Consider the following 12,989-nt stretch of genomic DNA (forward strand, 5'->3'; position numbering starts at 1 on the left):
GGGGTGCGGTGGCAGGTGGTTCGGTCGTTGACACGCGTCGCTATATTAGGTTAGGCATACCTAAATCTGCAAGCGTCCCTTCGGGAAATGATCAACTGTCCTTTTTGTCGGCGAGGTTTTCCCAACTCGCCCTGCGCGCCGCTGGCCTGGGGTGATGGGCTCACTCGTACGCTCGACCGCGACCGTCGGCCGAGCGTCCAGGAAGGTGTATCGATTGCACTTTCTTAGTCGCTGTGGTTTTCTGGATGGCATGAACGTCACCCCTCCTCGCATCGCGATCGTCGGGGCCGGCCCCGGTGGGCTGACCTGTGCCCGCGTCCTACAGCGGCACGGCGTACCGGTCACCGTCTTCGAATGCGACGCCACCGCCGACGCCCGCCCCCAAGGCGGCACGCTGGACCTCCATATGGCGACGGGTCAGACAGCGCTGCGCGAGGCCGGCCTCCACGAGGAGTTCGCCGCCCTCGCCCGCCCCGAGGGGCAGGAGATGCGGCTGCTCGACCGCACCGCCACCGTGCTCTTCCAGCACGCCCCGGCCCCCGATGCGACCGACCGCCCCGAGATCGACCGGGGCGAGCTGCGCCGCCTGCTGCTGGACTCCCTCGCCCCGGGGACCGTGCGCTGGGGCCACTATCTGCGCACCCTTCATCCGCTCGGCGACGGCCGCCACAAGGCCGAGTTCGACGACGGACACACCGAGACCTTCGACCTGGTCATCGGCGCCGACGGCGCCTGGTCCAGAGTGCGGCCGCTGCTGTCCGACGCGACCCCGCACTACTCCGGCGTCACCTTCGTCGAGTTCGGATTCGACGACGCCGACGCCCGCCACCCCGAGATCGCCCGTCTGGTGGGCAACGGCAGCATGATGGCGAGCTTCGCCAACAAGGCCCTGATGGCCCAGCGCAACAGTCGTGGCCACATCCGCGGATACGCCGCCTTCCGGGGCTCCCAGGACTGGGCCCTGGCGGCCGGGGTGAAGGTGACGGACACCGGAGCCACCCGCGCCGTACTGCTCGACGGCTTCGCCGGGTGGGACGACCGGCTGCTGGCGCTGCTCAGGGAGAACGACGGCGGGTTCATCAACCGGCCGCTGTTCGCCCTGCCGGTGCCGCACACCTGGACCCACACCCCGGGCCTGACCCTCCTCGGCGACGCCGCCCATCTGATGACGCCGTTCTCCGGCATGGGCGCCAACCTCGCCATGCTCGACGGCTGCGAACTCGCCCTGGCACTCACCGAACACGATGACCCGGGGAGGGCGGTACGGGCCTACGAAACGGCCATGCTGCCCCGCTCCGCCCGGGCCGCCGAGGCCGCCGCCCGCGGCCTGGCCAACGCCATCGCCCCCGACGCCCCGCAGGGCTCGCTCCGCCATCTGCGCCAGATGGCCGGACAGGAAAGGCCGTGACCGACATGACCCAGCCGACCCCCGGACGCCGCGAACGCAAGAAGGCCCAGACCCGCCAGGCGCTGGCCGATGCCGCCCTCCGGCTGTTCCTGGAGCACGGCTACGACCAGGTGAGCGTCAAGGACGTGGCCGAGGCCGCGGACGTCTCGGTGACCACCCTGTTCAAGCACTTCTCCGGCAAGGAAGCCCTGGTGTTCGACCAGGACACCGAGCACGGCGCCGCTCTGGTCTCGGCCGTACGCGACCGCGAACCCGGCAGCACGGTCCTGGACGCACTACAGGCACACCTGCGCGGTCTGCTGGTCTCGACCCACGAGACGCCGGGGTTCCGGGCGTTCCGGGAGCTGATCGACGGCACCCCGGCGCTCACCGAGTACGCCCACCAGATGTGGCTGCGGCACGAGACGGCGCTGGCCTGCGCGATCGCCGCGGAGAGCGGTGCCGCGGCGGACGCGGTGTCGGTGCGGGCGCTGGCCCGCTATGTGCTGGCCGCGCCGCGGCTCGCCGCCGGCTCCGAGGACCCCGGGCCCGCCGTGGACGAGATCTTCACCCACCTGAAGAAGGGCTGGTCCGACCTGGGCGTCTGAGCCGTCCCGTCCGCCGTCCCGACGCCTGGTCCACGTCCGCCCTCCGGTTGCGGCCCTCTCGTGCCCATCGGACGATCAGCTGCGTAGGGACAGCGGTCGGCAGCGTACGGACGCGACCGCAGTGCGGCCCGGCCATGGTTCGGTGCGGAGGGACGGAACACACCGTGAAGATCACTGAGCCCACGCCCGGCGCGCCCTGCTGGGTGGAGCTGGGCACCTCGGACGTGGATGCCGCCAAGGTGTACTACCGCCAGGTCTTCGGCTGGCGCGCCGAGACCGACCCGCGGGCCGAGGCGGGCGGCTACACCATGCTGTACCTGGGCGACGCCCCGGTCGCCGCGCTGACCCCGCTCTACGCCCCCGGGCAGCCGACCGCCTGGACCGTGTCGTTCGCGACCCGGGACGCCGATGCGCAGGCCGCGGCGGTCGCCGAGGCCGGCGGGCGGCAGCTGATGGCGCCGATGGACGTCTTCGACCTGGGCCGTTTCGCCGTGCTGGCCGACCCGGAAGGGGCCGTCTTCTCGCTGTGGCAGGCCCGTTCCTTCGCCGGCGCCGCCCTGCTGAGCGCGCCGGGCTCGCTCGGCTGGGTCGAGCTCGCCACCCGGGACGAGGAGGCCGCGAAGGCCTTCTACACGCGGATCTTCGGCTGGACCGTGGGCACCCACGAGGACTACCCGCAATGGGGCATCGACGGCGCCGACTTCGGCGGCATGAGCGCGCTGGACGAGTTCTACCCGGAGGATGTCCGGGCGCACTGGCTGCCGTACTTCGCGGTCGCCGATGTCGACGAGACGGCCGCCCGGGCCGCCGAGTCCGGGGGCATGCTGCTGGTGCCCCCTACGGACGTACCCGAGGGGCCGCGGGTCGCCGTGATCCGGGATCCGCAAGGTGCCTCCTTCGGGATCCACCGCGCCGGCACCGAGGGCTGACCTCGTCGGCTCCGTCGTGCGCGGACGACGGCGACTGCCCGCGGTCCGGGCGCACTTGTACTTGTCACACGATCGGCGGCCTGTTCGTCGTTTCACCACATTCCGAGGGTGATTTACGCGTAATGTCCACTTCGCGCCAATGGGTGGCATTGCGCGTCAAGAACAGGAGACCCCTATGTCCACGACCGAAATCCTCGTGGCCCGAGGCAAAAAGCTGGCAGCCGGCGCGGGCGCACTGACCGCGGCGGCCGCCCTCGGTGCGACGCTGTCCATCGCGGCCCCGGCCCAGGCGACGCCCGGGCCCACCACCACCGCGAAGCCGTACGGCATCGTCACCACGAAGATGGGCCTGAGTGCGCGTCAGTACCCCAGCACGGACTCCTCCGTGAAGGGCTACTTCCGCCACCGCGCGCAGATCGGCCTGGTGTGCAAGGTGCGCACCCAGAGCGTGGGCGGCAACAGCGTCTGGTACCTGACCCGCGAGGAGCGGGCGACCTGGGTCTCGGCGAAGTACGTGACCAACAGCGGCTTCGTCAAGTACTGCAAGGACGTGCAGCGCAGCCGGATGCAGCCCCACAACAACGCGGCGAAGCACGCCGTGGGCTGATGGAGCCCGGGCAAGGCCCGGTTCGGTACCCGAAGGTGCCGGGCCGGGCCTTCGTGCGCGCCGGGATCAGACCAGGCCGTCCCAGCCCCACCGGGGCGTCGGGCCCGGGTCACCGAGGTCGGTGCCCTCCGGGTCGGCGGACACCTCACGGGCGATCGTGGTACCCCAGTCGAAGTACTCGACGACCCGGCGGCGCAGCAGTTCGTCGTCCGGCAGCTCCTTCTCGACGGCGGCCGTCATCAGCTCCATCCAGCGCAGCCGCTGCTCCTCGGTGATCTTCAGCCCGAGGTGCGCGCGCAGCAGCGCCTGATGGCCGCCCAGCTCGTCGGTGAACCGGGTCTCGCCGCCGAACACTTCGCCGAGCCAGACGGCGACATGCTCGATATGGGTGCGGGTGAAATCGGCGAACACCGGCGCCAGCAACGGGTCGGCGAGCACCGCCTCGTAGAAGGTGTTGCTCAGCCGGCGCAGTACGTCGATGCCGCCGATCGCTGCCAGCAGCGTGCGCGGTCGCTCGGTCATGGGGGTCCCCTCCGTTGAGATCACCGCATCGGTGATCGCTCGAAATGGTAGGGCGGCGGGCCGTCGCGGGTGGGCTGTTCCGCCTCGTCGGGCCAACGGCTCTCCGCTGCGGTGCGCGCCGCGGCGTGCAAGGCTGAGGCGCACCGTTCCATGGCCGGGCAGGCGACGACAGGGAGCAGGACCGTGCAGATCGATCTCACCGGCAGGACCGCCCTGGTGACCGGCTCGACCCAGGGCATCGGCGCCGCCATCGCCACGGGGCTGGCCCGCGCCGGAGCCGAGGTCGCGGTCAGCGGCCGCAGTGCCGGGTCCGTGGACGCGGCGCTGGAGCGGATGCGTGCGCAGGATCCGGGTGCGACGTTTCTCGCGGCGCCCGGCGACATCAGCACCGACAGCGGATTCGAGCAGGTCGTCGATGCCGTACCGCAGGCGGACATTCTCATCAACAACCTGGGCATTTTCGGGCCCCGGCCCGCCCTGGAAATCGATGATGCCGAATGGCGGCGCTATTTCGAGGTCAATGTGCTCACCGCCGTCCGGATGATCCGTGCCTATCTGCCGGGAATGAAGGAACGCGGCTGGGGCCGCATCCAGAACATCGCCAGCGACTCCGCCGTGGTGATTCCGGCGGAGATGATTCAGTACGGCATGTCCAAGACGGCGCTGCTCGCGGTGTCCCGCGGCTTCGCGAAGGAGGCGGCGGGCAGCGGGGTGTGCGTGAACTCCGTCATCGCGGGGCCGACCCACACCGGTGGGGTGGAGGACTTCGTCCATGGAATCGTCGGCCGCGATGTGCCGTGGGACGAGGCACAGCGGACCTTCATGCGGCAGTACCGCCCCCAGTCGCTGATCCAGCGCATGATCGAACCGGAGGAGATCGCGCACATGGTGGTCTACCTCAGCTCTCCGTTCGCCTCGGCAACGACCGGCGCGGCCATCCGCGTCGACGGCGGGTACGTCGACTCGATCATTCCCTGACGGCCGGCCGGGGCTCGCCCGGGGCCACTCCGGCCGCATACGCGGTGCCGCCCCGCGCCCGCGCCCTTCCGTATTTCTGGAACAAGTTCTACTGTGCCCCTCGATCCCGTATCCGACGGACCGTCAGAACCGCGGCCGCCGTCGGGCCGGACGACCGGACCGGACGAACTGGAGGGGCCGTGCACCTCGAATACACCCCTGAGCAACAGGAGTTGCGCGCCGAGCTGCGCACCTACTTCGCCGAGCTGGTGCCGGACAACGCCTACGCACGGTACGCCGACACCGCCGCCCAGAAGCGTTTCTACCGTCAGACGGTGCGCAGGCTGGGTGCCGACGGCTGGCTCGGCGTCGGCTGGCCCAAGGAGTTCGGCGGGCGCGGTATGACCCCGATGGAACAGTTCATCTTCTTCGACGAGGCCGCGCAGGCGGGCGTCCCCCTGCCGCTGATGGCGCTGAACACCGTCGGCCCGACGATCATGCAGTTCGGCACCGATGAACAGAAGGCCTACTTCCTGCCCAGGATCCTCTCCGGCGAGATCGACTTCGCGATCGGATACAGCGAACCGGACGCCGGCACCGACCTGGCCGCCCTCAAGACCCGCGCCGTACGGGAGGGCGACGAGGAGAGTGGCCACTACGTCGTCAACGGCCAGAAGATCTGGACGACCAACGGCGACACCGCCGACTGGGTGTGGCTCGCCGTACGCACCGCTCCCGATGCCCCGCCCCACAAGGGCATCACCATGCTCCTCGTCCCCACCAGCGACCCCGGCTACTCCTGCACCCTGATCAACACCCTCGCCTCGCACGACACCACCGCCAGCTACTACGAGAACATCACCGTCCCGGCCTCCCGCCGGGTCGGCCAGGAGAACAAGGGCTGGCGGATCATCACCAACCAGCTCAACCACGAGCGGGTCACCCTCGCCGCCCACGGCACCATGGCCATCCGCGCGCTGCACAACGTCCAGCGCTGGGCCGCCGACACCAAACTCGCCGACGGCCGCCGGGTCATCGACCTGGGCTGGGTACGTGGACGGCTGGCCCGTACCCACACCAGACTGGACGCCATGAAGCTGCTGAACTGGCAGATGGTCGACGCACTCCAGCAGGGCACGCTCACTCCGCAGGACGCCTCCGCGGTCAAGGTCTACGGCTCCGAGGCCCGGCGGGACGCCTACGCCTGGCTGATGGAGGTCGTCGGGTCGGCGGGCCCCCTCAAGGAGGGCTCGGCCGGCGCGGTGCTGCACGGCGAACTGGAACGCGGCTACCGCTCCGCCGTCATCTTCACCTTCGGCGGCGGCAACAATGAGATCCAACGCGAGATCATCTCGTGGATCGGCCTCGGGATGCCCCGCGTACGGCGCTGACCGGCTCAGACCGCCGACACCGACCGGTTTTCGTTGAGTCGGCTGTAAATGCGTTCCGGAGTCAGGGGCAGCGCGCGGTAGCGAACGCCCGTGGCGTCGTGGAGCGCATTGGCCAACGCGGGGGCCACCGGGTTGATACAGCATTCCGCCATCCCCTTCGATCGCATGGGCCCAACGGAATCCGTCGAGTCCACCAGGAGCACGTCGGTGCGGGGGATATCGGCGTAGGTGGGGATGCGGTAGTTGCGGAAGTTCGGGTTGACCATGACACCGTTCGCGTCGACATGGTAATTCTCGGTCAGCGTGAAGCCGATTCCCTGGGCGACACCGCCTTCTATCTGTCCCCGGACCTGCGCGGGGTTGATGACCGCGCCTGCGTCGGTCGCCTGGACGCTGTAAAGGATACGGATCTCACCCGTCACCCGATGGACGGCGATACGGAACCCCTGCGCATTGGAGAGGACACTTCGAGGTGAGCCGTAGGCCTTGCGGGCGGCAGTGAACCGAATTCCGCGCGCTCGGGCCCATGCGACGAGCTCGGCCAACGACACGCGCTGGTCGCCGCAGACGACATCCTCGTCGTCCATCGAGCACATCACGACATGGACACCCGTCTGCGCGGCAGCAAATTCCAGGATGCGGTCGCGCACAGCATTTGCCGCTCGAAGTACCGCATTGCCCGACACAAAAAGACCTGCACTGGCAAAGGCGCCGGTATCGAATCCCGTGCGGTCGGTGTCGGACTGCACCAGGCGAATCCGCGACGGGGTCGTGCCCAGCTGGTTGGCCGCGATCTGGACATGCGCGGTCGACGTACCCTCGCCGAATTCGACGGTTCCGACGGCCAACTCGTACATGAGGTCGTCGCCAAGCGTGACCCAGGCCTCGGAGATGTGCTCGGTCGGCGGCGCGGTCTCGTGCAATGAACTCGCGACGCCGGCCCCGACGAGCCACCCGGGGCCGGGGGACGGCTCATCGGCTGTACGGGCCATGGCGTCGTCCACCAGGTCGATGCACTTCGCGAGTCCGTCCTCGGTGAACATCACGTCGTCGGGGCCGTCATGCATGGCGACGAGCGGATCACCCGGCCGCACGATATTGCGTCGCCGCAGTTCGAGCGGATCGAGGTGCAAGGCGAGTGCCAGTTCGTTCATCGCCGATTCCACGGCGAACGCCGGTTGCGTCATTCCGTAACCGCGCAGTGCCCCGCTCGGAACGGTGTTCGTATAGACGGAGAAGGCGTCGTACTTCTTGTTGGGGCAGCGGTAGATCATGACGGCAGCACCGCCCGCACGCAGCGTTTCACCGCCGTGATTGCCATAGGCGCCCGTGTTCGCCACATTGCGCACCTGGAACGCCGTGAGCGTTCCGTCCGCCTTCGCGCCGAGCTTGACCGTCAACGTCATCGGATGCCGTGGCGAAGCCGTGGTGAACTCCTCCTCACGGGTGTACTCGAAGCAGACGGGTCGCCCGGTGTCCAGGGTGGCGAGCGCGGCCAGATCCTCCGAGATCACTTCCTGTTTGCCGCCGAAGCCGCCGCCAACGCGTTTGCAGAACACGCGGAGCTGGTCCGGGCGCAGCGCGAACAGATAGGCGAGTTTGCCTTTCGCGATCGACGGCGACTGCGAACTGGTACGGACGTTCAGACGACCGTTCTCCATCCAGGCAATCGAGCCATGAGTTTCGAGATGCGCATGTTGCACTCGCGGTGAGGAATACGTTCCCTCGTGGATCACGTCGGCTTCGGCGAACCCTGCTTCGATATCGCCGATATGCGAATGGATTTCGAGCAAGATGTTGTGGACGGGATCGCGGACGAAAGGATCGTCCGCGCTGTGTAGCTGTGGTGCCCCCTCGGCCATTGCCGCTTCGGGGTCGAACACTGCCGGCATCACCTCGTATTCGACGACGACCTTGCGGCAGCCCTCTTCTGCCGCTCCGACCGTGTCGGCCAGGACCGCAACGACGCGTTGGCCGGCAAAGCGGACCGTGTTGTCGAGGATGAAGGTGTCGTCCGGATCGACAAGATGGTCGGTGTGGATCGCCGTAGTGAAACGCTTGCGCGGCACATCTTCCCAGGTGTACACGCGATGCACGCCGGGAACTGCGAGTGCAGCGGTCTTGTCGATCGAGACGATCCGGGCGTGCGCGTGGGGTGAGTGCAGCACCTTGAGGTGCAGCATGCCTTCGATGTGGGTGTCCATCGTGAACTCGGCGCGGCCGGTTACCACATCGTCGGCTGCCGGCGCATTGACGCTCGTCCCGACGGCCTGTCCTGGCTCGGCCGTCTCTACGCCGGCGACGCCCTGCACGGCATCCTCAATCCCTCGATAGCCGGTGCAGCGGCAGAGGTTGCCCTTCAACGCCCGCGGCAAGTCCTCTTTCTGGGCCTCGGTGAACGTTGCCGATGTCATGATCATTCCTGCGGTGCAGAAACCGCATTGGAACCCCGGGGCGTCGCGGAACTGTCGCTGCATCGGATGGAGGTTGCCGGGTGACCCGATCCCCTCGATCGTCGTCACCTCACGACCGTCCGCGCGGGAAGCAGGGGTGATGCAGCTGTGTACCGGATCGCCGTCCAACCACACCGTGCATGCGCCGCAATCGCCTGCGTCACACCCCTTTTTGACGCCGTAGTGGCCGAGTGAACGGAGGAAAGTGCGCAGGCACTGGCCGGGGTCCGGTTCTTCGTCGAAGCTCTTGCCGTTCACGAGGTATGTCATGCCCGGTCCCCAGCTATGAGTTCGCGACGAATCTCTTCGGCGAAATGCTTTGTCAGGTGGCGACGGTGGTCGGGGGTCCCATTGGGATCGGCGAACCAGACGTCGGCGGGGATAACGTCGATGCTCTGCCGCAGAGTTCGGGCATCGGGCACGGTGTCGAAAGCAATGCGCACAGGCCGTGTGGTGCCGGCTGTGACCGTGAGCAGTAGGTCACCCATTGCCGGCGTTTGAGTACCGATGAGGAATACCGTCGAACGGCCGAGCCGGGTCAGTGTGAAGCGGCGGTGCGCGGTGCGTTTCCTCAGGGCGCGTGCCGGAATGTCGATGCGCCGCAAGATTTCCCCGGGAGCAAGAACGTTCTGATTGTCGCCGGTCACGAAGTCGAGGGCATCGACGATGCGCGTGGACCCGTCAGGAGCCCACAGCTCGTACTCTGCCTCGAGTGCGACCGTCAGCGTGATCATTGGGCCGGCAGGCAAAGACATGCAGATGTTGCCGCCGACGGTCGCCGAGTTCCAGACTTTGAACGAGGACAAGAACGCCTCGCAGCTTTTCGCGAAAAGGGTGCCCGCGATCCAATCACGTGGCAGCGCAAAGGCATACAGGTCGCGGATGGTGCACGTTGCGCCGATTTCGAGGCCCGCGTCGCTCGGGACGAGGGGATCCCAACGCAACGCTGTCAGGTCGATCAGGCGGCGCAGGTGTGGCTGCTCCACGGAGAACAGCCACGTTCCGCCTGCGAGCCAAGCGTCGCCTTCGCGCCAGTCCACGCCTGGCCGATCGGATGGTCGCCGGATGACTTCGGTGATGGTGTTGAGATCCATGGGAACTGATCTCCCTCACGAGGGATAATCGTGCGACGACCGCCTACCGAACTCGATCAACCAGCGCGTGGCGCTGCTCGCGTTCATTTTTCGATTGCGGACATTCGGCTCGATGCATTCGTCGAATGTCGACGGGTCACCATGCGCGCTGGAAGCGGCACAACCTCGCGCGACAGAATCAAATTATTGGCCGCTGCGGTCGAACTGCTCAAGGAAGGACCGGCGGGCACAGAGATTCTCGTCAAGCATATCGCAGAACGGGCCGGCCTCGCCAAGTCAGGGCTTCGTCATGAAGCGACTCGACGCCTCAGCCTGCCATTCCGTGCCGTTGACGATCGCTTCGCAGTCGATTACCAATTCCCAGGTGAGGGGAGAGGTGACCTTCATGAACGGTTTTCCGTGCGAGGCGCCCGACGGATCAAGATCCTGTCCGTGAGCGGCCCGGACATGTCCACGCCCGAGCAGCGTCGCCACAGCAGGTGCCGGGCGAATGCGCGGGTCCCCCCCCGAGTAGCTGCCAACTACAGGCCCGTCGATGTCGCCCGTGGCATGACCTGGCACGGCTCGGACCGCCCGGCCGAACGGACGGCGGTGACCTGCACCTTCCCTGCCTGGGGGAGCGTCGCGGGGCAGGCGGGAGTTTGACGACCGGGCCTGGCAGGATTCAGCCCGCTGACAAGCTTTTCGGACGCTCTCCGGGACCGGCAGTGCCACGGAATCGCGAAAACGTATTATCGGCGAATGACTCGACGTGGACTGGTACTTGGCGGCGGCGGTGTGGCGGGAATCGCGTGGCAGACGGGTCTGCTGGCCGGACTTCTCGAAGGGAACGTCGACGTCCTGGACGCGGACGTGATCGTCGGAACGTCCGCGGGGTCGACGGTGGCCGCGCAGATCACCAGTGGCACCCCGCTCAAGGAACTCCTCGACCGCCAGGTCGATCCGGCGCTCCAGGCACCCGAACTGTCGCCTGTCATCGGCGCCGAGGACCTGATGATGCTGTCTCTCGACGCCCATGACGGCGCCACGGACGCCGTCGACCTGCGACGCCGGATCGGCGCCATGGCGCTGGCGGCGCCGACCGTCGCGGAGGCCGAGCGACGCGCGGTGATCGAGGCCCGGCTGCCCTCGCACAGCTGGCCGCGGGCCGACATGAAGATCGTGGCTGTGGACGCGGAAACCGGCGAGGAGCGCGTGTTCGACCCGACGTCGGGCGTTGATCTCGTGGACGCCGTGGCGGCGAGCTGCGCGGTGCCGGGAGCCTGGCCGCCGGTCACGATCGACGGGCGGCGCTACATCGACGGCGAGATCCGCACATCGGAAAACGCAGACCTCGCGGCGGGGTGCGACCAGATACTCGTGATTCAGGTCATGGCCGTTCTTGGCAACACCGACCTCGACGACCAGGTCGCCGCGCTGCGTGCGCAGGGATCGAAGGTCTCGGTGATCCGCCCGGATGACGCCGCGGCGTCGTCGATCGGCCCGAACCTGCTCGACCCGGCCGTGCGAGAGGCCGCTGCCCGCGCCGGCCACGACCAGGGTCTGCGTGCGGCGCCGGCGCTGGCCGGGGTCTGGAACTAGGGCCTGTTGCGAAAGTGGCTCTTGAGATCCATCGAGCTGGCTGGATCTCTGATGACGGACGGCGATACTACGTGGTCACCCCGTGGGGGTTGCTCCCGCTGTGGTGAGGAGAGCGGCAGTTTCGGGATGGGGGCCGTCGTTCGCCCAGTCCAGGGGGGAGCGGCCCGTGCCGTGATCTTCATGGAGGTTCGGATCGGCGCCGTGCGCCAACAGTTCGCGCACCGTTTCGGTGTGCCCCCAGCAGGCGGCTGCGCACAACGGCGTGCCCTCCGAGCCGAGTCCGCTGCTCTCGGTGTCCGGGGAGGCCCCGGCGACCAGGAGCAGGCGGGCGATGGCGGCTTCTCCGTTCACGGATGCCGCGTACAGAGGGGTGGTGCCCTCGCTGTCCGCTCGCTCCGGGTCGGCCCCGGACCGCAGAAGCGCCTTCACCCGGGCGGTGTCACCCATCAGAATTGCTTCGAAGAGATGCCGGGAGAGCTTCTTCCGCTGCCGCTGGTTCATGGGTGCCGAGGTTAGCGACCGGGGACGCGGCGGGGCCAGTCAAAATCCACTCGTTGATGGCGGCGACCAGCACGTTCGCTACGTAGCGAACGACAAGCTGGTCGTGTCTTGTTGCCACGGCTCGATGCCTCTGAGCCCAATGGATGTTCGTCAGTTCTCCGCGTGCCCATGGCTCTTGATCATCTAGACCTTGATCGACTTTCGTAACAGGCCCTGGTGGTGCGTCGGCACACCCTCGCCGCCCCCGCGCCGATTTCACCTTGCGTCCGCCTGTTGTCCAGGTCCGTTCGCGCACTCCGCGTCGGTCAAGTGCGTGTTGAGCCAGTCAAGCGGCCGGCGTCCGGAGCCACTGAACCGCGGTGGGGGACGTGGTCGATGCTCCGCGAGGCGGATTTCCGGTCGCCCGGTCTGGTCACCCGCCCCGGTCGAGTCGTTGGTGGCTTCGGATTTCCGGCCCCGTGCCGCTTCGGCAGGACCGGGTCCTCGCCGTTGTGGCGCGGCTTGCGCGCATTCTGCGCCGTCCAGGGGAGATCCCGGCCATCCCGGCCGACTCTGGTGGGCGACTGTCCGGCCATGGTTGACGAGGGTGCGTGGCGGAGAAGGTCGGGCGCGACGGCAGGTTGATGGCCTGTCAGGGGCTCCTCCCGCCCGGCCTGGCGCACGGCGCAGAGGTCTTCCTCACCGCATCCATGCTGGACAACGAACGCTCGTTGTCAGCGCTGGTGTTGGCGCAAGCGCGAGCGCCGCCCGCGTTTTCGGCCATGGCTGAATTTTCACGGCAAGGAGCCTATGGGGCACTTTCGATCATGGCTGGATTTTTGCGATCAGGGGGTTTCTGTGAACATTTTTAGCCATGGCTGAATTTGATGATCGAGAATTTTCTGAATGTTCCCCGGGCATGGTCATCTGGTCTTGACAAGTCCATGCCGTGGTCAACTAATTGGATCAGTATTCCGTTG

The 12,989-nt window shown here is 67.6% G+C and carries 13 protein-coding genes; 8 read left to right on the forward strand and 5 right to left on the reverse strand.

From position 1 onward, the window contains the following. Nucleotides 1-250 precede the first annotated feature (250 nt). The 4 genes from DY245_RS24665 to DY245_RS24680 all read left to right on the forward strand — a co-directional run bounded on the left by DY245_RS24665 (nucleotide 251) and on the right by DY245_RS24680 (nucleotide 3,531). Nucleotides 251-1,408: an FAD-dependent oxidoreductase gene (locus DY245_RS24665; RefSeq protein WP_128509415.1), complete on the forward strand. Its 1,158-nt coding sequence runs from the start codon at nucleotides 251-253 to the stop codon at nucleotides 1,406-1,408. A gap of 5 nt (nucleotides 1,409-1,413) precedes the next feature. Next, nucleotides 1,414-1,995: a TetR/AcrR family transcriptional regulator gene (locus DY245_RS24670; RefSeq protein ID WP_128509454.1), complete on the forward strand. Its 582-nt coding sequence runs from the start codon at nucleotides 1,414-1,416 to the stop codon at nucleotides 1,993-1,995. Between the two features lie 164 nt (nucleotides 1,996-2,159). Beyond that, nucleotides 2,160-2,924: a VOC family protein gene (locus DY245_RS24675; protein ID WP_128509416.1), complete on the forward strand. Its 765-nt coding sequence runs from the start codon at nucleotides 2,160-2,162 to the stop codon at nucleotides 2,922-2,924. Nucleotides 2,925-3,099: 175 nt separating this feature from the next. Next, entirely contained in the window at nucleotides 3,100-3,531 is a 432-nt protein-coding gene (locus tag DY245_RS24680) for an SH3 domain-containing protein (RefSeq protein WP_128509417.1), read from the forward strand. 66 nt (nucleotides 3,532-3,597) lie between these two features. Here the strand turns inward: DY245_RS24680 and DY245_RS24685 are convergent, their stop codons facing one another. Then, nucleotides 3,598-4,053, reverse strand: coding sequence for a group II truncated hemoglobin (locus tag DY245_RS24685; protein WP_128509418.1), 456 nt, complete (start codon nucleotides 4,051-4,053; stop codon nucleotides 3,598-3,600). Between the two features lie 183 nt (nucleotides 4,054-4,236). Between DY245_RS24685 and DY245_RS24690 the strand changes: the two genes are divergently transcribed. Together DY245_RS24690 and DY245_RS24695 are read left to right on the forward strand one after the other, a co-directional pair. Further along, nucleotides 4,237-5,031 (forward strand): SDR family NAD(P)-dependent oxidoreductase, encoded by a 795-nt coding sequence (locus DY245_RS24690; protein ID WP_128509419.1) that lies wholly within the window; start codon nucleotides 4,237-4,239, stop codon nucleotides 5,029-5,031. Between the two features lie 179 nt (nucleotides 5,032-5,210). Beyond that, nucleotides 5,211-6,401: an acyl-CoA dehydrogenase family protein gene (locus tag DY245_RS24695; RefSeq protein ID WP_128509420.1), complete on the forward strand. Its 1,191-nt coding sequence runs from the start codon at nucleotides 5,211-5,213 to the stop codon at nucleotides 6,399-6,401. Between the two features lie 5 nt (nucleotides 6,402-6,406). On the opposite strand, the gene DY245_RS24700 is transcribed toward DY245_RS24695, so the two are convergent. The 3 genes from DY245_RS24700 to DY245_RS24710 form a co-directional block, all read right to left on the reverse strand. Next, complete coding sequence (locus DY245_RS24700) at nucleotides 6,407-9,124, reverse strand: molybdopterin-dependent oxidoreductase (RefSeq protein WP_128509421.1); 2,718 nt, start codon at nucleotides 9,122-9,124, stop codon at nucleotides 6,407-6,409. After that, nucleotides 9,121-9,948 carry an FAD binding domain-containing protein gene (locus tag DY245_RS24705; protein ID WP_128509422.1) on the reverse strand — a complete coding sequence of 276 codons (828 nt, stop codon included), beginning with the start codon at nucleotides 9,946-9,948 and terminating at the stop codon, nucleotides 9,121-9,123. Before DY245_RS24705 ends, DY245_RS24700 begins: the two co-directional genes overlap by 4 nt. Before the next feature lie 276 nt (nucleotides 9,949-10,224). Further along, the gene (locus tag DY245_RS24710) at nucleotides 10,225-10,422 is read right to left on the reverse strand and encodes a hypothetical protein (RefSeq protein WP_128509423.1); all 198 of its coding nucleotides are present in this window, start codon (nucleotides 10,420-10,422) and stop codon (nucleotides 10,225-10,227) included. A 267-nt stretch (nucleotides 10,423-10,689) separates the two neighbouring features. On the opposite strand from DY245_RS24710, the gene DY245_RS24715 reads away from it, so the two are divergent. Further along, complete coding sequence (locus tag DY245_RS24715) at nucleotides 10,690-11,529, forward strand: patatin-like phospholipase family protein (RefSeq protein WP_128509424.1); 840 nt, start codon at nucleotides 10,690-10,692, stop codon at nucleotides 11,527-11,529. A 75-nt stretch (nucleotides 11,530-11,604) separates the two neighbouring features. Here DY245_RS24715 and DY245_RS24720 read toward each other — a convergent pair whose 3' ends face one another. Then, nucleotides 11,605-12,030, reverse strand: coding sequence for an ankyrin repeat domain-containing protein (locus tag DY245_RS24720; protein ID WP_128509425.1), 426 nt, complete (start codon nucleotides 12,028-12,030; stop codon nucleotides 11,605-11,607). Nucleotides 12,031-12,620: 590 nt separating this feature from the next. Here DY245_RS24720 and DY245_RS24730 point away from each other — a divergent pair. Then, the gene (locus tag DY245_RS24730; RefSeq protein ID WP_128509426.1) at nucleotides 12,621-12,881 is read left to right on the forward strand and encodes a hypothetical protein; all 261 of its coding nucleotides are present in this window, start codon (nucleotides 12,621-12,623) and stop codon (nucleotides 12,879-12,881) included. The last annotated feature ends 108 nt before the right edge of the window (nucleotides 12,882-12,989 follow it).

It is taken from the genome of Streptomyces inhibens, assembly GCF_003389455.1.
Lineage (GTDB): Bacteria > Actinomycetota > Actinomycetes > Streptomycetales > Streptomycetaceae > Streptomyces > Streptomyces inhibens.

What these genes read in the sequence shown, in the direction of transcription:
- DY245_RS24685 (WP_128509418.1), bottom strand. Translation starts at nt 4,053, where the DNA reads ATGACCGAGCGACCGCGCACGCTGCTGGCAGCGATCGGCGGCATCGAC.
- DY245_RS24720 (WP_128509425.1), bottom strand. Translation starts at nt 12,030, where the DNA reads ATGAACCAGCGGCAGCGGAAGAAGCTCTCCCGGCATCTCTTCGAAGCA.
- DY245_RS24665 (WP_128509415.1), top strand. Translation starts at nt 251, where the DNA reads ATGAACGTCACCCCTCCTCGCATCGCGATCGTCGGGGCCGGCCCCGGT.
- DY245_RS24680 (WP_128509417.1), top strand. Translation starts at nt 3,100, where the DNA reads ATGTCCACGACCGAAATCCTCGTGGCCCGAGGCAAAAAGCTGGCAGCC.
- DY245_RS24715 (WP_128509424.1), top strand. Translation starts at nt 10,690, where the DNA reads ATGACTCGACGTGGACTGGTACTTGGCGGCGGCGGTGTGGCGGGAATC.
- DY245_RS24705 (WP_128509422.1), bottom strand. Translation starts at nt 9,948, where the DNA reads ATGGATCTCAACACCATCACCGAAGTCATCCGGCGACCATCCGATCGG.
- DY245_RS24700 (WP_128509421.1), bottom strand. Translation starts at nt 9,124, where the DNA reads ATGACATACCTCGTGAACGGCAAGAGCTTCGACGAAGAACCGGACCCC.
- DY245_RS24670 (WP_128509454.1), top strand. Translation starts at nt 1,414, where the DNA reads ATGACCCAGCCGACCCCCGGACGCCGCGAACGCAAGAAGGCCCAGACC.